Source organism: Comamonas sp. CMM03 (assembly GCF_019218715.1).
GTDB lineage: Bacteria > Pseudomonadota > Gammaproteobacteria > Burkholderiales > Burkholderiaceae_C > Comamonas > Comamonas terrigena.
The window spans coordinates 270915-295119 of the sequence record NZ_JAHUXB010000002.1 but is presented as its reverse complement, the minus strand read 5'-3'; the positions used below and the strand labels follow the sequence as shown (position 1 = coordinate 295119).

Annotated in this window: 25 protein-coding genes; 16 read left to right on the top strand and 9 right to left on the bottom strand. The window is 65.1% G+C overall.

What is annotated here, in order from left to right:
- Positions 1-92: 92 nt before the first annotated feature.
- Complete coding sequence (locus tag KW830_RS08130) at positions 93-731, top strand: LysE family translocator (protein WP_066539591.1); 639 nt, start codon at positions 93-95, stop codon at positions 729-731.
- Between the two features lie 148 nt (positions 732-879).
- Entirely contained in the window at positions 880-1353 is a 474-nt protein-coding gene (locus KW830_RS08125) for a MaoC family dehydratase (RefSeq protein WP_218332781.1), read from the top strand.
- Positions 1354-1458: 105 nt separating this feature from the next.
- Here KW830_RS08125 and KW830_RS08120 read toward each other — a convergent pair whose 3' ends face one another.
- The 3 genes from KW830_RS08120 to KW830_RS08110 form a co-directional block, all read right to left on the bottom strand.
- Complete coding sequence (locus KW830_RS08120; RefSeq protein ID WP_066539589.1) at positions 1459-1779, bottom strand: DUF4148 domain-containing protein; 321 nt, start codon at positions 1777-1779, stop codon at positions 1459-1461.
- Positions 1780-1965: 186 nt separating this feature from the next.
- Positions 1966-2451, bottom strand: a complete 486-nt coding sequence (trmL, locus tag KW830_RS08115) for a tRNA (uridine(34)/cytosine(34)/5-carboxymethylaminomethyluridine(34)-2'-O)-methyltransferase TrmL (protein ID WP_218332780.1) — start codon at positions 2449-2451, stop codon at positions 1966-1968.
- Between the two features lie 73 nt (positions 2452-2524).
- Complete coding sequence (locus KW830_RS08110; RefSeq protein WP_066539585.1) at positions 2525-3226, bottom strand: phosphoribosyltransferase family protein; 702 nt, start codon at positions 3224-3226, stop codon at positions 2525-2527.
- Positions 3227-3309: 83 nt separating this feature from the next.
- Here KW830_RS08110 and KW830_RS08105 point away from each other — a divergent pair, with 83 nt between their 5' ends.
- From KW830_RS08105 to KW830_RS08075, 7 genes are all read left to right on the top strand, one after another.
- A complete protein-coding gene (locus KW830_RS08105; protein WP_218332779.1) occupies positions 3310-4221 on the top strand; it encodes a biotin synthase in 912 nt (303 codons plus the stop codon).
- Positions 4222-4711: 490 nt separating this feature from the next.
- On the top strand, positions 4712-6280 hold the full coding sequence (coxB, locus tag KW830_RS08100) for a cytochrome c oxidase subunit II (protein WP_218332778.1): 1569 nt from the start codon (positions 4712-4714) through the stop codon (positions 6278-6280).
- 34 nt (positions 6281-6314) lie between these two features.
- The gene (gene ctaD / locus KW830_RS08095; protein ID WP_218332777.1) at positions 6315-7979 is read left to right on the top strand and encodes a cytochrome c oxidase subunit I; all 1665 of its coding nucleotides are present in this window, start codon (positions 6315-6317) and stop codon (positions 7977-7979) included.
- A gap of 63 nt (positions 7980-8042) precedes the next feature.
- Complete coding sequence (locus tag KW830_RS21300; RefSeq protein WP_225608779.1) at positions 8043-8141, top strand: cytochrome oxidase small assembly protein; 99 nt, start codon at positions 8043-8045, stop codon at positions 8139-8141.
- A 159-nt stretch (positions 8142-8300) separates the two neighbouring features.
- The gene (locus KW830_RS08085) at positions 8301-8891 is read left to right on the top strand and encodes a cytochrome c oxidase assembly protein (RefSeq protein ID WP_218332776.1); all 591 of its coding nucleotides are present in this window, start codon (positions 8301-8303) and stop codon (positions 8889-8891) included.
- On the top strand, positions 8888-9094 hold the full coding sequence (locus KW830_RS08080; RefSeq protein WP_218332775.1) for a DUF2970 domain-containing protein: 207 nt from the start codon (positions 8888-8890) through the stop codon (positions 9092-9094). The genes KW830_RS08085 and KW830_RS08080 overlap by 4 nt, the downstream gene beginning before the upstream one ends.
- 59 nt (positions 9095-9153) lie before the next feature.
- The gene (locus tag KW830_RS08075) at positions 9154-10035 is read left to right on the top strand and encodes a cytochrome c oxidase subunit 3 (RefSeq protein ID WP_066539570.1); all 882 of its coding nucleotides are present in this window, start codon (positions 9154-9156) and stop codon (positions 10033-10035) included.
- 131 nt (positions 10036-10166) lie between these two features.
- Here the strand turns inward: KW830_RS08075 and KW830_RS08070 are convergent, their stop codons facing one another.
- Positions 10167-10397, bottom strand: coding sequence for a twin transmembrane helix small protein (locus KW830_RS08070; RefSeq protein WP_098066335.1), 231 nt, complete (start codon positions 10395-10397; stop codon positions 10167-10169).
- Positions 10398-10478: 81 nt separating this feature from the next.
- Between KW830_RS08070 and KW830_RS08065 the strand changes: the two genes are divergently transcribed.
- The 4 genes from KW830_RS08065 to KW830_RS08050 all read left to right on the top strand — a co-directional run bounded on the left by KW830_RS08065 (position 10479) and on the right by KW830_RS08050 (position 14548).
- Positions 10479-11195 (top strand): SURF1 family protein, encoded by a 717-nt coding sequence (locus KW830_RS08065; RefSeq protein ID WP_218333152.1) that lies wholly within the window; start codon positions 10479-10481, stop codon positions 11193-11195.
- The gene (locus tag KW830_RS08060; protein WP_218332774.1) at positions 11176-11862 is read left to right on the top strand and encodes a hypothetical protein; all 687 of its coding nucleotides are present in this window, start codon (positions 11176-11178) and stop codon (positions 11860-11862) included. Before KW830_RS08065 ends, KW830_RS08060 begins: the two co-directional genes overlap by 20 nt.
- Positions 11863-12102: 240 nt before the next feature.
- Entirely contained in the window at positions 12103-12714 is a 612-nt protein-coding gene (locus KW830_RS08055) for an SCO family protein (RefSeq protein ID WP_218332773.1), read from the top strand.
- A gap of 232 nt (positions 12715-12946) precedes the next feature.
- Complete coding sequence (locus KW830_RS08050; RefSeq protein ID WP_218332772.1) at positions 12947-14548, top strand: PAS domain-containing methyl-accepting chemotaxis protein; 1602 nt, start codon at positions 12947-12949, stop codon at positions 14546-14548.
- A gap of 127 nt (positions 14549-14675) precedes the next feature.
- Here the strand turns inward: KW830_RS08050 and KW830_RS08045 are convergent, their stop codons facing one another.
- From KW830_RS08045 to KW830_RS08030, 4 genes are all read right to left on the bottom strand, one after another.
- Positions 14676-15665 carry a tripartite tricarboxylate transporter substrate binding protein gene (locus KW830_RS08045; RefSeq protein ID WP_066539465.1) on the bottom strand — a complete coding sequence of 330 codons (990 nt, stop codon included), beginning with the start codon at positions 15663-15665 and terminating at the stop codon, positions 14676-14678.
- A 148-nt stretch (positions 15666-15813) separates the two neighbouring features.
- Positions 15814-16764: an RNA polymerase sigma factor RpoH gene (gene rpoH / locus KW830_RS08040; protein ID WP_218332771.1), complete on the bottom strand. Its 951-nt coding sequence runs from the start codon at positions 16762-16764 to the stop codon at positions 15814-15816.
- A 559-nt stretch (positions 16765-17323) separates the two neighbouring features.
- A complete protein-coding gene (locus KW830_RS08035; RefSeq protein ID WP_218332770.1) occupies positions 17324-18520 on the bottom strand; it encodes an amidohydrolase family protein in 1197 nt (398 codons plus the stop codon).
- Positions 18521-18547: 27 nt separating this feature from the next.
- The gene (locus KW830_RS08030; RefSeq protein WP_218332769.1) at positions 18548-19528 is read right to left on the bottom strand and encodes a tripartite tricarboxylate transporter substrate binding protein; all 981 of its coding nucleotides are present in this window, start codon (positions 19526-19528) and stop codon (positions 18548-18550) included.
- A gap of 285 nt (positions 19529-19813) precedes the next feature.
- Here KW830_RS08030 and KW830_RS08025 point away from each other — a divergent pair, with 285 nt between their 5' ends.
- Positions 19814-20566 carry a GntR family transcriptional regulator gene (locus tag KW830_RS08025; RefSeq protein ID WP_218332768.1) on the top strand — a complete coding sequence of 251 codons (753 nt, stop codon included), beginning with the start codon at positions 19814-19816 and terminating at the stop codon, positions 20564-20566.
- Between the two features lie 478 nt (positions 20567-21044).
- Entirely contained in the window at positions 21045-21428 is a 384-nt protein-coding gene (gene cutA, locus KW830_RS08020; RefSeq protein WP_218332767.1) for a divalent-cation tolerance protein CutA, read from the top strand.
- Between the two features lie 112 nt (positions 21429-21540).
- Here cutA and ftsY read toward each other — a convergent pair whose 3' ends face one another.
- A complete protein-coding gene (gene ftsY, locus KW830_RS08015; RefSeq protein WP_218332766.1) occupies positions 21541-22716 on the bottom strand; it encodes a signal recognition particle-docking protein FtsY in 1176 nt (391 codons plus the stop codon).
- Between the two features lie 28 nt (positions 22717-22744).
- Here ftsY and KW830_RS08010 point away from each other — a divergent pair, with 28 nt between their 5' ends.
- The gene (locus KW830_RS08010; protein WP_218332765.1) at positions 22745-24202 is read left to right on the top strand and encodes a pitrilysin family protein; all 1458 of its coding nucleotides are present in this window, start codon (positions 22745-22747) and stop codon (positions 24200-24202) included.
- Positions 24203-24205: the final 3 nt, after the last annotated feature.

Below are 24205 nucleotides of genomic sequence, written 5' to 3'. Positions count from 1 at the left end.
GCGCCAGCACGCCATGCGGGGCAGGCGTAAGATGCGCCGCTTTGGTGCATTGCTGTGGCAATGCGGTGTGGCGACGGCAGGGCAGGTGTGGCATGGATGTGCAGACGTGGTGGGCTTTCTTTATGGCGTGTTGGCTGATTGCCTTGTCGCCAGGGTCGGGCGCGGTGCTGTCCATGAGCCACGGGCTGAACTACGGCCTGCGCAAGAGCAGCGCCACGGTGTGCGGCCTGCAACTGGGCCTGCTGCTGATTCTGCTGGTGGCCGGCGGCGGCGTGGGCACCTTGCTGATTGCCTCGGAATGGGCGTTTGCGGCGGTGAAGATCCTGGGGGCCTGCTACCTGATCTACCTGGGCTGGAGCCAGTGGCGCAGCGTGGGCAACGGTCTGGACATCGGCCATGCCCAGGGCGCTCCGGCCCTGACCTGGCGCCAGCGCGTGCTGGCCGGTTTTCTGACCAATGCCACCAACCCCAAGGGGATCATCTTCATGGTGGCGGTGCTGCCGCAGTTTCTGACCGAGCAGCGCCCGCTGTGGTTGCAGCTGGCCATCATGTCGGCGACTTGCATTGGCGTGGACATGGTGGTGATGCATGGCTATGCCGGCAGCGCCAGTGCACTGCGCCGCTGGATGCGCAGCCCCGAAGCCATGCGCTGGCAGAACCGTGTCTTTGGCGGCTTGCTGATGCTAGTGGGGATCGGCCTGTTCTTTGTGCAGCGCGGCGCCGGCCACTGACAGCACCGTTATCCAGGTCAACACTGCATGCGCTACTGCCGCGCATGAGCAGTCGTTTGGCCTGTAGCGAGGGCTGCATCCTGGGGCTTTCCCTCAACTGTCCCGTGACCGACAAAGCCTGCGCGGCCTGCTGGCTACAGTGGGTCGCATGACGAAACGACGCTTTGCCTCTTACGCCGATGTGCGTGCTTCCGTGGGCCTGGATGTGGCCGTGACGGACTGGATCACCATCACCCAGGAGCAGGTCAACCAGTTCGCCGAGGCGACGGGCGACCACCAGTGGATTCATGTGGATCCCGAGCGGGCCAAGAAGGGCCCGTTTGGTGCACCTGTGGCCCATGGCTATCTGACGCTGTCGCTGCTGGCGCAGTTCATGCAGCAGACGGTGACGGTGGATGGCGCCACCATGGGTGTGAACTACGGTCTGAACAAGGTGCGCTTTCCCGCCCCCGTACCGGTGGGCAGCCGGCTGCGCGCCCACATCAAGCTGCTGGCGGCCGAGCCGGTGCAGCCCGACGGCATGCAGATGACCTGGGGCGTGACGGTGGAGCGTGAAGGCAGCGACAAGCCCGTGTGCGTGGCCGAGACGCTGAGCCGCAGCCACGGTGCGGCCCAGGGCTGAACGCCGCCGTCTTCTTTTTCCGGTCCCATGAAAAAGCCCCGTCGGCGCAGGCAGCGGGGCTTTGCATTGGGCGCTTTTGCCAGGAGCAAATGCGCGGGCTGGGGCTTACAGCTCGCCGTGCACGATGCTGCCGTCCTTGATGGCGGCCAGGGTTTCGGCACGCACGGCCTCTCGGCTCACGGCCGAGCGGGTGGTCAGCTCATCGGCACGCAGTTGCAGCTGGTCGCCTTCGGCCACGGCCATGCGGTGGTTTTGGCGGGCATCCTGCAATTCAGCCAGCACCTGCGCACGGGTCAGGGTGCTGTGGCTTTCCACCACGGGAGGCCAGCCTTGCTCGCCCAGGGGAGCCGACATACCGGCGGCCTGGCTGCCCAGTGCGGTCAGGGCCAGAGCTGCGGCGATGCTGAGGGTGTGAATGCTTTTCATGGAATGTCCTTTTCGTTCAACTTCCGGTGTGGCGCTGTGGCGTTACCGTATGGATGAACTGTAGATCGTTCCATATATGAAGATAAGCATGTAAATTTACGACTCATTGTTTCGAATTCATTGTCAATGAGGCGGAACTTTTGCCCGGTTGCGGGCATCGTGCACCGAAGCGGTGCTGCCGCTGGCTCAGCCTGCCGTCTGGCCTGCAGGGGCCGCAAAACCGTTTTGGCGCCAGGCCTCGAACACCGTGACCGCCACCGCATTGGACAGGTTCAGGCTGCGCTGGCCTGCCACCATGGGCAGGCGCAGGCGCTGGCTTTCGGGAAAGCTGTTGCGCAGATCCGCAGGCAGGCCTCGGGTTTCGCAACCGAAGACCAGCCAGTCGCCGGGCTGGAAGGCCAGATCAAACGCCGGGCAGCTGCCATGGGTGGTCATGGCAAACATGCGCTCGGGCGCGGGCTGCATGGCGGTCAGAAAGGCTTGCCAGTCGGCATGGCGGCGCACCGGGGCGTATTCGTGGTAGTCCAGCCCGGCGCGGCGCATGTGGCGGTCTTCCATGGAAAAGCCCAGGGGCTCGATCAGGTGCAGATCGCAGCCGGTGTTGGCGGCCAGGCGGATGACGTTGCCCGTGTTCGGTGGAATCTCGGGCTCAACAAGAACAATGTGGAACATAAGGGGCGTATTGTCCGCTGTGACCGCCGTCCCTGTGGTGCGCACCCCTATGGCGCAGGTGTGAGGTAGGGGGCTAGGGCGTGCGGGCCAGGGCCACGGCATGCACCTGGCCGGCGCCTGCGGCCAGCAGCGCCTGCGCGGCGGCCTGCAGGGTCGCGCCCGTGGTGATGACATCGTCCACCAGCAGCACGGTCTTTCCATCCAGCAGGCCCTGGTGTTGCGGTGGCACGCTGAAGGCGCCGCGCAGATTGCGCAGCCGTGCGGCGCGGCCCTGGCGCATCTGGGTGGGCGTGTCGTGCGTGCGTTGCAGCAGCTGCGGCTGGATGGCCGGGCAATCCAGCGCGCGGGCCAGCAGCAGTGCCTGGTTGTAGCCGCGGCTGCGCAGGCGCTGCGGGGACAGCGGAATCGGGATGGTGAGCGCACAGCCGTCGCGCAGCGCGGGCCAGGCGGCGTGCTGCTGCAGCCATTGCGCCAGATGGCGGCCGACGGCCGGCTGGGCATGGAGCTTCCACTGCGTCAGCGGCAAGGCCCAGGGGTAGCCGTAGTCCACGGCGACCAGGCAGTGCTGCAGCACCGGCGGGTGACGCAGGCATTGCCCGCAGTGTGCGCCGGCGTGTGCATCCGGCAGGCGCAGGGCGCAACTGCGGCAGCGCGGCACATGCTGTGCAAAACGCGCCTGGCACTGCGCGCACAGTGGCTGCGCGGGCCAGCTGCCGCAGGCCAGGCACTGGCTGGGAATGCGGGCGGATAGCCATGCCGGGATGTGCAGACGCATGGAATCAATATACTGCCGCCCGCAGCGCCACCGTCATGCCGGATGTGCGCCGACTGTCCGATTGCCTCCCCATCTGTTGTTCCATGTCTACTGCTCTGCCGCCCACCATCGACCCCGTTGCAGCCGCCCGCTGGCAGGCCCAGGCGCCTGCGGCATCGCCGTGGCTGCACGAAGAGGTGGCGCGCCGCATGCAGGACCGCCTGCAGTGGATGGCCAAGCCGCCGCAGTCGTGGCTGGACTGGGAGCCGGTACGCGGCGGACTGCAGGCGCACGCACTGGTGGCGCAGCGCTATCCGCAGGCGCAGTCCTGGGTGCATGAACCGCAGGCGCAGCGCGCCGAAGCGGCGCACAAGGCGCTGGGCAAGGCCTGGTGGAGCATGGAGCGCTGGGCGGGCAAGCAACCCCGCTTTGGTCTGCCGGCTGCCGGGCAGGAAGTGGACATGCTGTGGGCCAATATGCAGCTGCACATGGCGGCAGACCCGCTGGCCCTGCTGGCGCAGTGGCACAAGGCCCTGGCGGTGGATGGCTTTGTGATGTTTTCCTGCCTGGGGCCCGACACGGCCCAGGAGCTGCGCGATGCCTACCAGCAGGCGGGCTGGCCGGCGGCGGGCCACAGCTTCACGGACATGCACGACTGGGGAGACATGCTGGTGCAAAGCGGCTTTGCGGAGCCGGTGATGGACATGGAGCGCATCACGCTGACCTTTGCTTCGCCCGAGCGTCTGCTGCAGGAATTGCGCGAGCTGGGGTGCAATCTGCATCCGCAGCGCTTTGCCAGTCTGCGTGGACGGCAATGGCGTCTTGACCTCCATCAATTGCTGGATGGCGCGCTGCGTTTACAGGAGCAGGATGGACAGCTGGCGTTGACCTTCGAAGTGGTCTACGGCCATGCTTACAAGCCAGCGCCCCGGGTCCGTGCGGCCGGGGAAAGCAGTGTGCCGTTGGACGATATGCGGGCGATGTTGCGGCAAGGTCGCAACACGGGTTTGCGATAACACAAAAGGCGCTTATGCCCCTTTGATTCCACGCAAAGCGACCTACAATTTTTTCAACCACTGACACACGAGCTTTTCTCCAGACCGCATGACTCCAGGCTGGGGAGAGGGCCCCCACGGCCGCATGCCGTCAGGAGAAAAAATTGGTGTTTCGCATTGCCTTGGAGTCGGGCCTGCGCCCTGCGCGCGCACAGGCCTGCATGCTGAAGTTTCACGCGACGCAGAGGGCGTCTTCTCGGGCTTTTCAGGCTGCTTCCTGGAAACGCGTCGGCACTGCTTCATCCACTATTTTCTTTGCGGCGGCACAGGCTGTGGTGCTGCAGCTTGCGGTTGGCCTGCGTGCAGGCATGGATCGATGTGGGCGTACCCGTGGGAGCGGGCTGCGCCGCGCTGGTTGGTTTTTCTGAGTTGAGTGCGCGCAGGTGTGCGGCTGTAGCCCCCTGCCTGCCAGGTTCCCTGTTTCTAGTGGCCTAAGACTTGAGCGAGAACTATGAAAAGCATCCCCTTTCGGCCCCTGCGTCTCACGATGATGTCCGCTGCAGCCTGGATGGCGCAGGCGGCCTATGCGGTCCAGGACCTGCCCGGCGGCCCTGCGGTGCGTCAGCTCAATCTGCACCCCCCGGTCACGCGCATTGCACAGGAGCAGCATTTTCTGCACTGGATGATGCTGGGCATCTGCACGGTGATCTTCGTGGCCGTGTTTGCGGTGATGTTCTATTCCATCTGGAAACACCGCCGCTCCCAAGGCGCCAAGGCCGCCAATTTCCATGAATCGGCCACGGTGGAAATCGCCTGGACCATCGTGCCCTTCATCATCGTGATCCTGATGGCCTTGCCGGCCACCAAGGTGCTGGTGGCGCAGAAGGACACCACCAATGCCGACCTGACCATCAAAGTGACAGGCTACCAGTGGAAATGGGGCTATGACTACCTGAAAGGGGAGGGCGAGGGGCTGAGCTTCATCTCCACGCTGGACACCAGCCACCGGGTGTTGTCCAACAGCGGCAATGTCAAGGATGCGCCGCCCGACTATCTGCTCAAGGTGGACCAGCCGCTGGTGGTGCCGGCCGGCAAGAAGGTGCGCATCATCACCACCGCCAACGATGTGATCCACTCCTTCATGGTGCCTGCCTTCGGCATCAAGCAGGATGCGATTCCCGGCTTTGTGCGCGACACCTGGTTCAAGGCGGAAAAGCCGGGCGACTACTACGGCCAGTGCGCCGAACTGTGCGGCAAGGAACACGCCTACATGCCCATCCATGTGAAGGTGCTGCAGTCCGACCAGTACAAGACCTGGGTGGAGGAAGAAACCAAGAAGGCTGCCTCCAAGCGCGACGATCCCAACAAGGAATGGAAGCTGGACGAGCTGGTTGCGCGCGGCGAAAAAGTCTATGCCGCCAACTGCGCGGTCTGCCACCAGCCCAATGGCAAGGGGGCGGGCCCCATCAAGGCGCTGGATGGCAGCCCGGTGGTGCTGGGGCCGTTGGCGGAAGCCATGCATGTGGTGCTGGAAGGGCGCAACAACGGTGCCATGCCTTCGTGGAAGGCGCTCAGCGATGTGGAGCTGGCCGCGGTGCTGACCTTCGCCAAGAACCACTGGAGCAACAAGACCGGGCAGCTGATCCAGCCCGCGCAGTTCAAGGATGCGCGGGGCGGCAAGTTCCCCGAAGGCGGGGCGGCCGCCCCAGGCGCGGCACCGCCCGCTGCGGCAGAACCTGTGGCAGGGGCAGCTGCTGCCGCGCCACAGCCCTACCAGGTGTTTTTTGCCACGGGCGACAAGGCGCTGAATGCCGAGGCGCAGGCCGTGGTGGCCCAGGCTGCGGAGTATCTGAAAGCGCATGCCGACAGCAAGGTGGCCCTGTCGGGCTTTGTGGATGCCACAGGCAATGCCGACCAGAACGCCGAGCTGGCCAAGCAGCGTGCGCAGAACGTGGCCAAGGCCCTGACGGATGCCGGTGTGGCACAGGAGCGCATTGCCCTGCACAAGCCCACCACCATCACCGCAGGTGCCGGGGCCGATCAGCAGGCCCGTCGTGTGGACATCGTGGCCGCGCAGTGATGCGCAGCAGGCAGTGAATACCGGAGACATTCCTATGAGCGCCGTATACCCCCCATCCCACACCCCGGGCCCCGAGGTCGATGTCCATGGCGGCCACCATGACCATGGTGCGCACGATGACCACCATCACCACCAGCCCACGGGCTGGCAGCGCTGGCTGTATGCCACCAACCACAAGGACATCGGCACGCTGTACCTGCTGTTCGCCTTCACCATGCTCATGGTGGGCGGCGTGCTGGCGCTGCTGATCCGCGCAGAGCTGTTCCAGCCCGGGCTGCAGATCGTCAACCCCGAGCTGTTCAACCAGCTCACCACCATGCACGGGCTGATCATGGTGTTCGGGGCCATCATGCCGGCCTTCGTGGGCTTCGCGAACTGGATGATTCCGCTGCAGATCGGCGCCTCGGACATGGCGTTTGCGCGCATGAACAACTTCAGCTTCTGGCTGATGATTCCGGCGGCCATCATGCTGGTGACCTCGTTCTTCATGCCCGGTGGCGCACCGGCCGCAGGCTGGACGCTGTATGCGCCGCTGACGCTGCAGATGGGCCCATCGATGGACACCAGCATCTTTGCGATGCATATCCTGGGCGCCAGCTCCATCATGGGCTCGATCAACATCATCGTCACCATCCTGAACATGCGGGCTCCCGGCATGACGCTGATGAAGATGCCGATGTTCGTCTGGACCTGGCTGATCACCGCCTACCTGCTGATCGCAGTGATGCCGGTGCTGGCCGGCGCCATCACCATGACGCTGACCGACCGTCACTTCGGCACCAGCTTCTTCAACCCCGCGGGTGGGGGCGATCCGGTGATGTACCAGCACATCTTCTGGTTCTTCGGCCACCCCGAGGTCTACATCATGATCCTGCCGGCCTTCGGCATCATCAGCCAGATCGTGCCGGCCTTCAGCCGCAAGAAGCTGTTTGGCTACACCTCCATGGTATACGCGGTGGCGGCCATTGCCATCCTGTCCTTCATCGTGTGGGCGCACCACATGTTCACCACGGGCATGCCGGTCACCGGCCAGCTGTTCTTCATGTACGCCACCATGCTGATCTCGGTGCCCACGGCCGTGAAGATCTTCAACTGGGTGGCCACCATGTGGCGCGGCTCCATGACGTTCGAAACCCCCATGCTGTTTGCCGTGGGCTTCATCTTCGTGTTCACCATGGGCGGCTTCACGGGACTGATCCTGTCGATGGCGCCCATCGACACCCAGCTGCAGGACACCTATTACGTGGTGGCGCATTTCCACTATGTGCTGGTGGCGGGCTCCCTGTTCTCGATGTTTGCCGGCTACTACTACTGGGCACCCAAGTGGAACGGCGTGATGTATTCCGAGCTGCGCGGCAAGATCCATTTCTGGGGTTCGCTGGTCTTCTTCAACATCACGTTCTTCCCCATGCACTTCCTGGGCCTGGCCGGCATGCCGCGCCGCTATGCCGACTATCCGATGCAGTTTGCCGACTTCAACATGCTGGCCTCCATCGGTGCCTTCGGCTTTGGCCTGATGCAGGTGTACTTCTTTGTCTTTGTGGTCTGGCCCGGCATGCGCGGCCACGGTGCGCCGGCACCACAGAAGCCCTGGGACGGGGCAGAAGGCCTGGAGTGGGAAGTGCCATCGCCTGCCCCCTTCCATACTTTCGAAAACCCGCCCAAACTGGACGCCACCGCAACCCGCGTGATTGGATAAGCCATGCACACCGCTCCTTCCAAACCTTCGGCCGGTCTGCACGACCGCACCACGGCCTACCAGCTGCAGCGCCAGAAGAACCTGCGCATGGCGCTGATCCTGGCGTCGATCGCGGCCGTGTTCTTTGTCGGTTTTGTGGCCAAGATGGCCTTGCTGCACTGAGATGCACACCGCGCTGCACCGCTTCGCGTCCGTCCCTTGGGAGGATGCCTCCCTGTGCTGCGGGGGCGGCCCGGGTGGCCCTCCTGTGGCGGGGGCACGCCGGTGGTCGCAGCGGCAGGCGCCGTGTCAATGCGCAGTGGATGGCGCACAGGAGGGATGATGGCCGTACACCGCGAAAACCTCCGGATGGTGGGCAAGCTGGCCGTGGTGGCCGTGGGCATGTTTGCCTTCGGCTATGCGCTGATTCCGATCTACAAGCATGTGTGCGAGGCGCTGGGCATCAATGTGCTGGCCGTGTCGGAGCGGCAGGTGCCGGGCAATTCCTCGGCCGTGCCGGCCAACACCCAGGTGGACACCAGCCGCACCATCACCGTGGAGTTCGACGCCAATGCGCGGGGGCCGTGGGAGTTCAAGCCCGAGCGCCGTTCGCTGCAGGTGCATCCGGGCGAGCTGGCCACGGTGATGTATGAATTCCAGAACGTGCAGAACCACCGCATGGCGGCGCAGGCAATTCCCAGCTATGCACCGCGCAATGCCGCGCCGCACTTCAACAAGCTGGAGTGCTTCTGCTTCAACCAGTACGTGCTGGAGCCGGGGGAGCGAAAGGAATGGCCGGTGGCGTTTGTCATTGATCCCAAGCTGCCCAAGGATGTGACCACCATCACCCTGTCCTATACCTTCTTTGAGGTGGGGGGCAAGACGCCGCCCGCACCCGTGGCCAGCGTGGTCACCGGCAAGGAGCAGTCATGACCGTACCGCCCCCCGCCGGACAGCCGCACCGTCTGTGGCATTCGATCAAAGCCGTGGCCTGGGCGTTGCTGGGCGTGCGCAAGGGCAGCGAGTACGAGCGGGATTTTGCACAGCTGCAGCCGCTGCAGGTGATCGCCGTGGGGCTGGTGGCGGTGTTTGTGCTGGTGCTGGGGCTGATCGCCCTGGTGAGATGGGTGAGCTGACAGAACAACAACTGCTGCAGCGTGCTGCGGCCTTCGCAAAAAACGACAGGAGCTGAGTCATGAGTGCATCGACCCCTGGAACAACGCCGTACTACTACGTGCCCGGCGTGTCGCACCATCCCATCTGGGCGGCAGCGGGCCTGTTTTTCGTGGTGCTGGGCGCCGGCAACTGGATCAACGGCCACGGCTGGGGCATGTGGTCGGTGCTGCTGGGGCTGGTCTGGTGGGGCGTGGTGCTCTACCAGTGGATACGCGATGCGGCGCGCGAGAGCGAGGCCGGGCTGTTCGGCCGCAAGATCGACCTGTCCTACCGCTGGAGCATGAGCTGGTTCATCTTCTCGGAAGTGATGTTCTTCGGCGCTTTCTTCACCGCCCTGTGGTGGGCGCGGGCGCATTCGGTGCCGGCACTGGGCGGTTTCGAGAATTCGCTGCTCTGGCCGGACTTCAAGGCCGCCTGGCCCTCGGTCTCGCCCGGCGCCACCACCTCGCCGGCAGGCACGGTGGAGCCGTTCCAGACCGTGGGACCGTTCTGGCTGCCCACCATCAACACCGCCCTGCTGCTGACCTCGGGGGTGACGCTGACGATTGCCCACCACGCACTGCGCGCCGGTCAGCGTGCCCGCACCATCGCCTTCATGTGGGCCACGGTGATCCTGGGCTTTGTCTTCCTGTGCGTGCAGGGCTATGAATACCACCACCTGTACTCGGACCTGAATCTCAAGCTCAACTCCGGCATCTACGGCTCCACCTTCTACCTGCTGACGGGCTTCCATGGCTTCCACGTGTTTGTGGGCATGTTGATGCTGCTGGTGATCACCTTGCGGCTGCACAACGGCCATTTCTCGGCGCAGCGCCACTTCGGCTTTGAAGGCGCGGCCTGGTACTGGCACTTTGTGGATGTGGTGTGGCTGTTCCTCTACGTGCTGGTGTACTGGATGTGAGTCGGAATCAGGCAGGGCGATCACCCTGCCTGTGGCGGTGCCCGCAAGTGCGGTCCGTGCCGGGGCTGTCAGTCGCTTGAAGGGACAGCGCATTCAGAATGGGGGGCGCAGGCCCCAGCCGCAAGCAGTGCTCAGGAGCGCAAGGGCAATCCGGTGGGCTGGATGTACCCCAGCTTCCAGGCCAGCAGCAGGCAGAGGAAGAGAGCAATCGACAGGCCCACGCGCACTGCCAGCGCACGGGCCATGCGGCGGCCGCGTTCGCTGTCCGACGGTGTGTCGTCGTCCTTGCGCAGCATGAAGAACAGGGCTGTTCCCAGGCTGGCGATGATGGCCAGAAAGGCCAGTGCAACAAGGTATCCCATGAAAGGCATTATCGGGTGAGTGTGAGGTGGCTTCCCAAGGGAATACGTGGATGGGTGGTGCTGCTCGCCGCGGTGCTGTGCATGGCCCTGACGGCGCGACTGGGCGGGTGGCAGCTGGACCGCGCGGCGCAGAAAGAGGCCATGCAGGCCGCCATCGCGCTGCAGTCCGCGCAGCCGGTGCTGCGCAATGCCGACTGGCCGGCACTGCGGGCTGCGGCAGACGATGCCGGCGAACCATCCACCTGGCTGCACCGCCCCGTGCAGCTGACCGGACGCTGGCAAGCCGCACACACCGTCTACCTGGACAACCGCCAGATGCAGGGCCGGCCGGGTTTTTATGTGCTGACCCCGCTGCTGCTGGAGGGAGGCGGTGCCGTGGTGGTGCAGCGCGGCTGGGTGCCGCGCAATTTCCAGGACCGCACGGCCTTGCCGCCGATGGCCACGCCAGAGGGACTGGTCCAGGTGCAAGGCCGCATCGCCGCAGCGCCTTCGCAGCTGTATGCGCTGGGGGCCGAGCCGGCCACTGCCGGGTTTGCGCGAATCCGCCAGAACCTGGACCTGCCGGCCTATGCGCAGCAGACAGGTCTGGCTTTGCCGCCGTGGAGCGTGGTGCAGACCGGCGCCGCCTCCGAAGGCCTGCTGCGCCAATGGCCGGAGCCGGATGCCGGGGTGTCCAAGCACTACGGCTATGCTTTCCAATGGTTCGGACTGTGCGCCCTGGTCGCACTGCTGTACCTGTGGTTCCAGATCCTGCGGCCGCTGCGCCGCGCCTCTTTTGATGCTGCCCATGCCCCCTGAATCGTCTGCTCCCCAGCCCTTGGGCCTGACCGTGCACAGCCTGCCGGAGGCCGGCGTGTCCGATCCGGCGCGCACCCGCAGCGGCCGCTGGAAGATGCTGGCCGTGCTGCTGGTCTGCGCGGCCCCGGTGATTGCGTCCTACTTCACCTACTACGTGGTCCGTCCCGAAGGACGCAGCAGCTTTGCTACGTTGATCGATCCGCAGCACCCCATGCCCGATGTGCAGGGGCAGCGGCTGGACGGCAGCAGGGCGGCGCTGGCCAGCCTGCAAGGGCAGTGGCTGCTGGTCAGCGTGGCCGGCGGCGCCTGTGAAGGCCGCTGTGCCGAGCATCTGTACCTGCAACGCCAGCTGCGTGAAAGCCTGGGGCGCGAAAAGGAGCGCCTGGACTGGGTCTGGCTGGTGACCGATGCGGTGGACCCCGATGCGGCCCTGCGCCCGGCCCTGGAGCAGGGAAGCGCATTACGCCTGCCGCGTGCGCAGGTGGTGCAATGGCTGCAGCCCGAGGCGGGCCATGCGCTGGAGGATCATCTGTACATCGTGGACCCCCAAGGCCACTGGATGATGCGCCTGCCGGCAGGCATGGAGCGCAGCAGCGCTGGCCGTGCCAAGCGCGATCTGGAGCGCCTGCTGCGGGCGTCTTCCTCCTGGGACCAGCCGGGGCGCTGAACCGGGGCCGCCTGCGGCCGCCCAAACCCTTGCGCAGCTGCCAGTCTCTCCGGGAATGCGCACCATCACGGAGCATGGTGCGACCCTCGGGTTAGGATTTGCCATCCAGGCTGGGTGCGCCGCCTGCCGCAAGGGCGGTGGTGGCAGCACGCAGCACTTTGTATTTTCATGGTGGGTCAGCCAGCCATGCCCCGGTTGGCAGGCGGTGCGCTGACCCCGCCCATTGCGAGAGGGATCAGGATGGACAAACGACGGATGCTGCAAGGCCTGCTGGCCGCAGGACTGGTGGCCGGCATGGGCCTGGGGCTGGCGGGCTGTTCGCGCCAGCAGGAAGTCAAGCTGCAGGGCGTGGATGTGACAGGGGCCGAGTACGCCAAGGACTTCCCGCTGCCCGACGCCGACGGCAAGCTGCGCTCCATCAAGGATTTCGCCGGCAAGGTGACCGTGGTGTTCTTCGGCTACACCCAGTGCCCCGATGTGTGCCCTACCACCCTGCAGGAGCTGGTGGAGGTCAAGCAGATGCTGGGCGCCCAGGGTGACAAGCTGCAAGGGGTGTTTGTTTCCCTGGATCCGGAACGCGATACGCCGGAAGTGCTCAAGGCCTATGTGGGCAATTTCGACCCCAGCATGGTGGCGCTGACCGGCACCCCCGAACAGGTGGCGGCCGTGGCCAAGGACTTCAAGGTGTTCTTCCGCAAGGTGGAAGGCAAGGTGCCCGGCGCCTACACCCTGGACCACACGGCCGGTCTGTACATGTACGACCCCCAGGGCCGCCTGCGCGCCTACCACCGCTACGGTGCCGGTGCTCAGCCGCTGGTCGCCGATGCCCAGGTGCTGCTGGCCGAAAAATAAGGGCTGATGCCGCCGGCAGCGGCATCAGGTCAAGGGCATCTTGCCGCGGGTCAATATCTGCGGCGTGCATGCCACGATGGCGCATCCCCAGAGATTGGTATTCGCTATGCGTTGCGCGGTGGTGTTGATTTTTATCAACCGGGCCCGTAGGACAGCTCCGCATATTGCACCTCTTCGGTGGAGTGCCGGGAGCGCCGCATCCACCCGCAAAGCACACAAGCGAAGGGGGTTTATGCGCATCAATCTGCCGGTCACCGCCGTAGAGCAGCAGTTGCAGGATGGCGATACGCTGCTGTCTGCCACCGATCTCAAAGGCAACATCATCTATGCCAATGACGCCTTTTTGAGCACCTGCGGATACAGCTTCGAGGAGCTGCAGCAGCAGCCCCACAACATCATCCGCCACCCGGATACCCCGGCCATTCTGTTCGCCGACATGTGGAACACCTTGAAGCATGGCGCCAGCTGGACGGCCGTGGTCAAGAACCGCTGCAAGAACGGCGATTTCTACTGGGTGCGGGCCAATGCCAGCCCCATCCAGGCGGGTGGCAAGACGATTGGCTATCTGTCGGTGCGCACCAAGCCCACGGCGCAGGAAACCCAGGCCCAGCAGGCGCTGTATGACCTGCTCAACAGCGGCAACCACCAGCTGCAGGTGCGCCGCGGCTATGTGTTCCCCCAGGGCTGGCGCGCCTGGTGGAGTCGCTTGCACTTTGTGTCGGCTACCACCAAGCTCTACACCGGTGCCGCGGCCATGCTGCTGTGGGGCGTGGTGCTGGGTCTGGGGGCCGCCCTGGGCGTCCACAGCACGATCCTGCTGGCCATGGCGCTGGGCTGGGCGTCATGCGCGCTGGGCGGCTTGCTGTGGATGGGGCGCCACCTGGTCTGGCCGCTGCACGCCGTGCTGCGCCAGGCGCGCCAGGTGGCAAGCGGGGAGAGTGCACAGTCGCTGTTCCTGAACCGGCGCGATGAAGTCGGCAGCCTGATGCGCAGTGTGGAGCAGGCGGGGCTGAACATGCGTTCCCTGGTCAGTGATATCGAAGGTAAGGCCGAGCAGGTCAGTGCCTGCGCCGGAGCCCTGCAGACCGGCAATGTGCAACTGGCGCAGCGCACCCAGCAGGCGTCGACCGATCTGGAGCAGGCAGCGCAAGCGCTGGCGCAGCTGGGGCAGACGATTGCCGGAACCCAGAGCCTGGCCGAGGCCGCCATGGTGCAGGCGCGAGAAGGCGTACAGGGCGTGAGCCAGGGCCAGACCTGCGTGGACCAGCTGGTCCAGGCCATGCAGGGCATTGATGTCTCCAGCAAGAAGGTGGCCGACATCGTGGGCATGATCGACGGCATTGCCTTCCAGACCAATCTGCTGGCACTGAATGCGGCAGTGGAAGCCGCGCGGGCGGGCGAGCACGGCAAAGGCTTTGCCGTGGTGGCGGCGGAGGTGCGCCAGCTGTCGCAGCAAAGCGCCCAGGCCGCGCGGGACATCAAGAACCTGATCCAGGGCTCGCGCCAGCAGGTGGAGCAGGGCCACGCCGCCGCCCAGACGGCACGCATCACCATGCATTCGGTGGTGGAAGGCATCGACAGCCTGGCCCAGTCCATGGGCCGCATCCTGGAGCAGACCCATGTGCAGGCGGCCGGCAGTGCGCAGATCAGCGATGCCGTGGCCCATTTGCGTGACTTGAGTGATCAGAACCGCGGCATGGCCGAGGAAAGCGCCCAGCTCAGCGATGTGCTGGCGCTGCAGGCCCAGCGCCTGCACGGCGCAGCGGCGGTGTTCATCCCACGCCAGCGCCAGGCGCTGCAGACCCTGGAAGTCCGGGCGCTGGAAGCGGCCTGACAAAGGGGGGTGTAGATGCAGCGGCCTTCAGGCCGCGGGCATGCGTTGCGGAACACACGGAGTGAAAAAAGGAGGCCCAGGCTTCCTTTTTTTGGGCGGGCTGCTAGGCTCTGCGGCCGTGCCGCGCTCACTGCCCGCGAATGCCTTGCTCGCGGATGATGGTGCCCAGGGCCTTCACATCCTGCTGGATGCGGTTGGACAGGCCTTCCGGGCTGCTGCCCACCACCTGCCAGCCCTGGACTGCCAGCTTGGCGCGCATGTCCGGGGTGCGCACGATGGCGCTGACGGCGGCCGCCAGCTTGTCCACATGGGCGCGGGGCATGGCCTTGGGGGCGGCCACGGCGTTCCAGATTTCCAGGTCAAAGTTCTGCACGCCCAGCTCCTTCAGGCTGGGCAGGCCGGGGGCCAGCGGGCTGCGGGCCGCCGAGGTCACGCCAATGCCGCGCAGCTTGCCGGCCTGGATCTGCTGCATGGCCAGTGCGGGCGGCAGCATGGACAGCTGCAGATCGCCGCCTTGCAGACCCTGGTACACCTGGGGGTAGCCGGCATAGGGTACATGTTCGGGACGCAGCGCGGAGCGGCTCTTGAGCAGTTCCATGCCCAGATGGCCCACGGTGCCCACGCCGGGCGAGCCATAGCTCCACTTGCTGCCAGCCGCGGCACCGGCCGCGAAGAAGGCCTTGCCTTCCGGGGCGTTGGCCGGTGCCGCCAGCACCAGCGGCGCCACGCCGATCAGGCTGACGGGCTGCAGGTCCTTCACCGGGTCGTAGCGCACAGCGGGGTTCAGCAGCTTGGCAATGGTCATATTGCCGTTGATCATCACGCTGAACGTGTGGCCGTCCGTGGCCTTGGCCACGGCTTCGGCGGCGATGTTGCCGCCCGCGCCCACCTTGTTTTCCACAATGATGGTCTGGCCCAGGGCTTTTTCCAGCGGTTCGGCCAGCGCCCGGGCCGTCAGATCAGGGGAGGAGCCCGCAGGGAAGCCCACGATCAGGTGCAGGGGCTTGCTGGGCCACTGCTCGGCCTGGACCGCGCCCACGCTGCAGCCCAGGGCGGCCGCGCAGGCCAGGCTCATCAGGCTGCGGCGGTACAGCGTGGAGCGGGTGGATTCGGTCATGGCTTCTCCCAATGCAAAAGTGATAGCTGCCTGCGCGGATGGCGGTGACGGCAGGCAATAAAAAACCCGGAAATTATCCGGGTTTCAGGAGGCTGCAGGGCAGCCATGGGCACAGTGCCTGTGTGGCACTGTGCGGTTTGGGCCAGGTTTATGCAAACTCGGCCAGCGCCTTCTTCATTTTCTTCATGGCGGCCACTTCGATCTGGCGGATGCGTTCGGCGCTCACGCCGTACACGGCTGCCAGCTCATGCAGCGTCATGCCGCCGGAGCCGTCATCGTTCACCTTCAGCCAGCGCTCTTCCACAATGTGGCGGCTGCGGTCGTCCAGCGCTTCCAGCGCCTGGGCAATGCCGTCGGTGGCCATCACATCGCGCTGGCGCGATTCGATCATGGCCGTGGGCTCGTGGGCGCCGTCGGTCAGGTAGGAGATGGGGCCGAAAGCCTTGTCATCATCGTCGCTGGGCGAAGGGTCCAGCAGCACGTCACCCCCCGACAGGCGGGTTTCCATCTCCATCACTTCCTCGCGCTTCACATTCAGCTTAGCGGCGACGGAGTCGATCTCCTGTGCGGTCAGGGTGTCGCGGAAGGTGTTGTCGCCGGTTTCAATGGCGGCATCGGCCTTGAGCTCCTGCTTCATCGAGCGCAGGTTGAAGAACAGCTTGCGCTGGGCCTTGGTGGTGGCCACCTTCACCATGCGCCAGTTCTTCAGGATGTACTCGTGGATCTCGGCCTTGATCCAGTGCATGGCGTAGCTGACCAGACGCACGTTCTGGTCGGGGTCGAAACGCTTGACCGCCTTCATCAGGCCCACATTGCCTTCCTGGATCAGGTCGCTGTGGGGCAGGCCGTAGCCCATGTACTGGCGCGAGATGGAAACCACCAGGCGCAGATGGGACATGATCAGGCGCCCGGCGGCATCCAGATCGTTGTGTTCTTTGAGTTTGCGCGCATAGTCCTGCTCCTCCTCTTGAGTGAGCATGGGCAGGCGGTTTACAGCGGAGATGTAAGCATCCAGATTGCCCAGCGGCGGCACCAGAGCCCAAGGATTCGCAGGTGCCAGAGCCGTCGCAGCCGTGAGGGTGCCCGTCTGTGTAGTCATTGCATTGATCCTTTCTTCCATAAATCCATATTAGCACTCTCTATGACTGAGTGCTAAGGCATAAGTTCCCGCGATGTAGGGCCAGGGTTCGTGACAAGTTGTCGCAGGCTTCGTACACCGTCACAGGGTTTGTACTGGATTTGGAAGGCGCCAGTGCGTGGCGCGTATAAAGTCTTGTAAATCATTGTTTTATCAAGATTTCATGGCGGGCAGCTGGAATGCCGGGGCGGCGGCCCTGGCGGCTGAGTGTGCGCTTCCTGCCGCAGGGCGTTATGGTGAAACCCCTGGAAAAAATATGCCCACATGCCGTGTGGCGGGGCGCCATCCGTCCCAACCCCTGCCGCGAACCGCTATCACATCTGGCCGTCTGTGCCGGCGTTTCCTGCCCTGGGGCTGCTGGCGGTCTTGTCAACGCCAGCCTCCGCTGCGCCACAGATAGACCGGGGAGGTCTGTCTGCCAGAGGGTTTTGAATGGATGCGAGCGCTTGCTATTGCTGCACGATATATGAGTGTGGAAGTCCCAGAAACTCGTAAGCGGATTAAGCGCTTCTTGTTGCGGTTATTCCAGCAGCAATCTGCCTTCGCGGGCCACGATCCGACCGTGGGCAATGACCAGCGAGCGGACGGGGCGGGCGGCTACGGCATGGGCGGGCGTTTGCGCGGGCACCAGCACCAGGTCGGCCCGGCTTCCGGGTGTGAGGCCATAGTCGGCAAAGCCACAGACCTCGGCTCCTGCGTGGGTGACGCAGTGCAGGGCTTGTTCCACTTCATCGTCGCGGCGCAAGTTGTAGCGCATGCCGATGAACATGGCGCGTTCCAGCATGTCAGGGCGGCCGTAGGGCGACCAGGTGTCACGGATACCGTCATTACCGCCGGCCATGGGCACGCCCGCGCGTTGGCAGGCGCCCAGCGGCGGGACGCTGCGCGAAGGCGGCGCACTGGTGACCAGCGACACGCCCAACCTGGCCATGCGCGCCAGCAGCGCGCTGCGCTGGGCATCGCTCACATCGCCCAGACAGAAGCCGTGGCTGATAACCACCTTGTTGTGCAGTCCGTGGGCTTCGGTGCGGTCCAAAATCAGCTGGAGCGAGAAGGCTCCCATGTCACCGGGCTCGTGCAGGTGGATGTCGAGCGGCTTGTTGTGGCGCTCGGCGATCTCGAACAGCACGTTCAGCGACTGTGCCGGGTCCAGGTCGATGGCACAGGGGTCCAGGCCGCCCAGCACGTCGGCCCCCATGGCCAGGGACTCATCCAGCAGCTGTGCCGTGCCTTTGCGCTGCAGCAGGCCCGATTGCGGGAACGCCACCACCTGAATATCCTGCCAGGGCGCCATGTCCGCGCGGGTCTGCAGCAGGCCCGCCACATGCCGGGTGCCAATGTCCGTATCCACGTCGGCGTGACTGCGGATGCGCGTGGTGCCCAACGCGAGAAACTCGCGTGCCATGCGCAGCGACTGGCGCGCGCTGTCGTGCCGGGCCTGGGCACGGTAGGCGCGCTCGTTGTTGATCTTGTCGACCAATTGGTTGCCCACCTCGTTGACGTACCAGTCCTGACCCCAGAGTGTCTTGTCCAGGTGGGTGTGGGATTCGACCAGGCCGGGCAGCAGCAGCTGACCCCCGCCATCGATGCGCTCAGCTCCTTCCGGGAGGGGCAGCGAGGTGCCCATGGCCGCGATACGGCCTTGCTCGATCAACAGGTCGCAGGCTGGCCCGCCCATGGGGCGAACGTTCTGCAGAAAAAGGCTGGAAGTGCTCACGTGGAATGTTTCCTGTGGTGATGGAGCCTATCGCACGGCGCCGATGTCGGGCGTCGCGATCTGGCGCATCTTTTGGGCGTCTGTCTGGATCAGCTTGGCGAAGTCAGCGGGCGTACCGCCCGATTGGCCAATGCATGCCTGGTCGAGCATTCTGAGGACCTGGGGTTCGCGCATCACCGCATTGATCTCGGTGTTCAGGCGTGTCACCACCGTGTCCGCTACCCCCTTGGGGGCGAAGATACCGGTCCACACGCCAAAGTCATAGTTGGGCAAGGCCTTGCTCGCCGACATGGCGGGGATGCCCTGCAGGACTTCGCAGTTGGTCTTCGAGGTGGTGCCCAGCGGCTTGACCTTGCCCTCTTTGAGGTAGGCCAGCACCGAAGGCACCATGAAGTAGCCGTAATCCACATTGCCGCCGATGATGTCGGTCAGCATGGGGACGCCGCCCTTGTAGGGCACGTGCTGTATCGACACCTTGGCCTGCTGGTTCAGCATTTCACCGGCAATGTGCAAGGCCGTGCCGATGCCGGAGGATGCAAAGGTGTCGGCACCTGCCTGGGTCTTGGCACGCGCGAGCATGGCCTCGACCGAGGTGACAGGCACCTTGGGACCGGCGACCAGCACCATGGGCATGACGCCCACCAGCGTGACCGGGCGCAGGTCCTGGGTGCCATCGTAGGCAATGGCGTTGTTGAAGTGGCGGGCCAGCACGATTTCGCTGTTGGACGCCAGGATGATGGTGTTGCCGTCCGGTTTGGCGCGCACCACGCGCTGCGTGGCGATGGTGCCGCCAGCGCCGGCCACGTTGTCCACAATCACCGGCACGCCCAGGCGGCGGGCCAGCGGCTCGGCGATGGTGCGCGCCAGCGTGTCGGCCGATCCGCCAGCAGTGAAACCCACTACCAGGGAGATGGGGCGGTCAGGCCACGCGGCGTGAGCAAGGGCGGATGCACCGGCCAGCGACAGGGCCGCCAGGGCTTGGAGCGGAAAAGCGGGAAGTTGCGCCATGGGTGAAAACTTTCTAGAGAGCAGAGAAAAGACTCAGGCCGACAAGTGCCCGGCTGGCGACGCAGAACGTCCGCTGATATGGCATGTCACCCCCCATTTGCATGAGCGGGTTCAGTGCAATGGTTAATCAAATTCTATATTTTGGTTAACCAAAATTTCGGATGCGACCCATATTTGTGCCGGTATTGCGCGTAAACCCTGATGCTTGGCGACAGCGAGCTGCCTGACTTGAATGCGGGGTGCCCGTGCCGCTAAGATTTCAAGCCTGTTGTCTGTGTGTTGTCCATGTCCGCCTCTTCCCGCCGCCTTGCTCCCCATATCCCCAGCGAAGAGCCTGTAGCCGACGGCACAGTCAGTGTGGACGAACGTGTCTATGAGGCGGTTTCGCGGGCGCTGCTGAGTGGCAAGCTGCGTCCCGGTACGCCGTTGCGCGAGCGGGCGCTGGCTGAGGCGCTGGGTTGCACCCGTGGTGCCGTACGCAAGGTGTTCACCCGCTTGGGGGCTGAAAAGCGACTGGTGCTGGAGCACAACCGGGGGGCCTTTGTGCCCAACCCGACGGTCGAGGAGATGCGCAGCATCTACCGCGCACGGCGCATTGTTGAAGCAGGCCTGGTCACCAGCCTGTGCGGCCAGTTGAACGCGGTGCAGACAGAGGCGCTGCAGCGCCATGTACAAGCGGAATACCAGGCGATGGAGGAGGGGCGCCGCGCCGACTCTATCCGGCTGGCCGGTGAGTTCCATCTGGTGCTGGCACACATGGCGGGCAGCGATGAGTTGCTGTCGTACATGCAACGCCTGGTGCGCACGACGGAGTTGTACAAGGCCTTGTTTGACAGTGTGGCCGCGACCGCATGTGCGCCCCGCGAGCACCAGGAGATCATCAACGCCTTGCTGGGCGGTGCACGCGATAAGGCGTTGGCCGTGGCCATGGCCCACCTGGACGAGCTGGAGCAGCGGGTGATCCATGGTGCGGTGGCCGAACGCGAGGTTGATCTGGTGAGCTTGCTGGCGGGCAGTTCCAGCACGCCTGGGTGCTAGCAGGGAAAAGTCCAGGCACATCGCCGGGGTCTGCCACGCAGCCATCACAGCGGAGGAAGTCTGTGTGCGGCCAGAGATGGCGTGAAATGCCCGAGTCAGCCAGGGGCCGCTTTTCCGTGCGCAAGCCCATGGAGGTGCCGTGTGCCCAGGAACCGGGCGAGATAGCCGCCACCGTGGGGCTGGCCCACCAACCTGGGCTCTGTGGTGCACTGGGCAGGAAGGCACGCAACCATGACGTGCCAACGAAGGCCGTTCAGGTTTTGCACGGGCCGCCAGGGCCTGGCAGGTGCAAAGCCTTGTAAATCATTGTTTGATCAAGATGCCATGGCGGTCGCCTGGAATGCAGGGGCGGCGGCCCTGGCGGCTGAGTGTGCACTTCCTGCCGCAGGGCGGTGTGGTGCAAGCTTTGGAAAAAATATGCCCAAATGCCGTGCAGTGGGGCACCATCGGCCCCTGTTGCCAACCGCCGGAGCGTTGCATGAGCCAGATTCCCCCCACCCGCCCCTCCAAGGGCTTTGCCTTTCGGGGTGTCAGCGTGGTGACCACGACCGTACCCACGGCCGAAGATGCCCAGCGCCTGTCCCAGGGGGCGGTGCAGGCACAGCTGGCGGCCTGCGCGCAGGTGGACCAGATCACTTCCCACTACCTGTGGAACGGGGCATTGCAGGCGTCACCCGAGTGGCGCCTGGTGTTCAAGACCGTGCCGGACGCGGTGCAGCCGCTGCTGGAATGGCTGCGCAGCCAGCACCCTTACGAGCTGCCGCAGCTGCTGCTGCGCGGTGAGCAGGCACAGCACGATTACGGCCAGTGGGTGGCACAGAATGTGAAGGCACCCTTGCCGGTCCGGGAGGCCAAACGCTAGGGTGGGCCTGCGCTGGACGGGCCCGACACAGGTGTGCAGGCCGTGCGCCAACAAGAAAGCCCTGCGGAGCAGGGCTTTCGGTCTCAGAGGGGGTAGAGGGGCGTAGCCTGCGTTAGGCCAGCAGCGCCTGGGCAAATTCCCTGGCGTTGAAGGTTTCCAGGTCTTCCACCTTCTCGCCCACACCGATGAAGTAGACGGGAATCGGCTTTTCCTGGGCGATGGCCGCCAGCACGCCGCCTTTGGCCGTGCCGTCCAGCTTGGTCACGATCAGGCCGGTCAGGCCCAGGGCCTCGTCAAAGGCCTTGACCTGGTTGAGCGCGTTCTGGCCGGTGTTGCCGTCGATCACCAGCAGCACCTCGTGCGGGGCCGTGCCATCGGCCTTGCTGACCACGCGCTTGATCTTTTTCAGCTCTTCCATCAGGTGCAGCTGGGTGGGCAGACGGCCGGCGGTGTCGACCAGCACCACATCCTTTTTGCGGGCCTTGCCGGCGGAGACCGCGTCAAAGCTGACCGCCGCGGGATCCCCGCCTTCCTGGCTGACGATTTCCACCGTGTTGCGGGTGGCCCAGACGCCCAGCTGTTCGCGTGCCGCAGCGCGGAAGGTGTCGGCGGCGGCCAGCAGCACGGTCTGGCCGTTGTCGGCCAGGTGCTTGGTCAGCTTGCCGATCGACGTGGTCTTGCCCGCGCCATTGACGCCGGTCACCATCAGCACGGTGGGCTGGTGTTCGCCAATCGTCAGCGGTTTTTGCAGCGGGGCCAGCAGATCGGTCAGGGCCTCGGCCAGCAGGCCTTTGACGGCGGCCGGCTCGGTGGTCTTGCTTTCCTTGACGCGGCGCTTGAGGTCTTCCAGCAGGTGCTGGGTGGCCTTGACGCCGGTGTCGGCCATCAGCAGCGCGTCTTCCAGCTCTTCATACAGCGCGTCATCGATGCGCGTGCCGGTGAAGACGGTGGTGATGCTGGTGCCGGTCTTGCGCAGGCCCGCCTTAAGGCGGTCCATCCAGCCCTGGCGTTCACCCGCAGCCTCGGGTTTGGCCTGGGGTTCGGCGACGACGGGGATGGAGAAATCCGACGGCGCGGCTTCGGCCGGGGTAGCATCCGCCTTGGCGCCGCCAAAGGTGTTGCGCAGCCAGCCCATGGTGCCGCCTTTGGCGGGCTCACCTGTGGCAGGCTGGGGCAAGGCAGAGGCGGGCACGTCAGACAGAGGTGCCTGCGCATCGGGCCGTACATCCGCCGCTTCGGGAGCGGCAGACTCGGTGTGTGGGGGCTTTTTCTTGAAAAAACTGAACATTGGTGGATTCTTAGAATCACTCCATTCTATGAAACGTACCCTTACCCTCCTAGGACTTGTGGCAAGTGCCGCACTGGCGCAGGCCGGTTCTGCGGATGCACCGGCCACACCATCGGTGTCGTCTTCGCTGGCCGAATGGGCCGTCGCAGCCCCTGGCGCGGCTTCCAGCGTGCGCCAGTACCAGCTCTCCAATGGCATGCAACTGATCGTGCAGCCGGACAAGCGTGCCCCCACGGCCGTGAACATGGTCTGGGTGCGGGTGGGCTCCATGGACGAGGTGGATGGCACTTCGGGCGTGGCCCATGTGGTGGAGCACATGATGTTCAAGGGCTCGGCCAAGGTGGCGCCGGGCGATTTCTCGCGCAAGGTGGCTGCGCTGGGCGGGCGTGAGAACGCTTTCACCAACCGCGACTACACCGGGTACTACCAGCAGATTCCGGCGAACAAGCTGCAGGAGGTGATGGCCCTGGAGGCCGACCGCTTTGCCAGCAACCAGTGGCCGGATGCCGAGTTCACCAAGGAAATCGAGGTGGTCAAGGAGGAGCGCCGCATGCGCACCGAAGACCAGCCGCGCTCGGTGCTGATGGAGCAGATGATGGCCACCGTGTTCCAGTCCTCGCCCTACCGCCGCCCGGTGGTGGGCTGGATGGACGATCTGGACGCGATGACGCCCGACGATGTGCGCCAGTTCCAGAAAGCCTGGTATGTGCCGGCCAATGCCGTCATCGTGATCGCCGGGGATGTCGATCCCGACCAGGTCAAGGTCTGGGCGGAAGCCACCTACGGCCAGATTCCCGCCCGCGCCATGCCCACGCGCAAGCCGCGCACCGAGCCTGCGCAGATCGGCGTGCGCCGCATCGAGGTGAAGCAGCCGGCCGAACAGGCCTTTGTGGCCATGGCCTACCGTGCGCCGGCCTACCGCAACCTGGCCCAGCCCACGGCCGAAGACCGCGATGCACTGGCACTGCTGGTGCTGTCCGCCGTGCTGGACGGCTACGACGGAGCCCGCCTGGAGCGGGCCCTGGTACAGGGCAAGGGCCGCGTGGCCGATGCTGCCGGCAGCTCGGCTTCGGTGTTCGGCCGTGGGCCGGCGCTGTTCATGCTGACCGGCGTGCCGGCCAAGGGCCATACGGCAGCGGAAGTGGAAAAGGCCCTGCGTGGCCAGATCCAGCGCATTGCCAAGGACGGTGTGCAGGCAGCCGAGCTGGAGCGGGTCAAGACCCAGTGGATGGCCTCGAATGTGTATGAGCGGGACTCGGTCTTCGCCCAGGCCCAAAGCCTGGGCAGTTACTGGACCATGGGCATGCCCGTGGATGCCGAGGACCAGGTGCTGCGCCAGCTGATGGCCGTGACGGCCGATCAGGTGCAGTCCGTGGCGCGGCGCTATTTTGGCGATGACCAGCTGACCGTGGGGGTGCTGGTGCCCCAGCCCCTGGCAGGCAAGAAGCCCCGCCCTGCCGCCCCTGTCAGCGGCGATCTGCATTGAGCG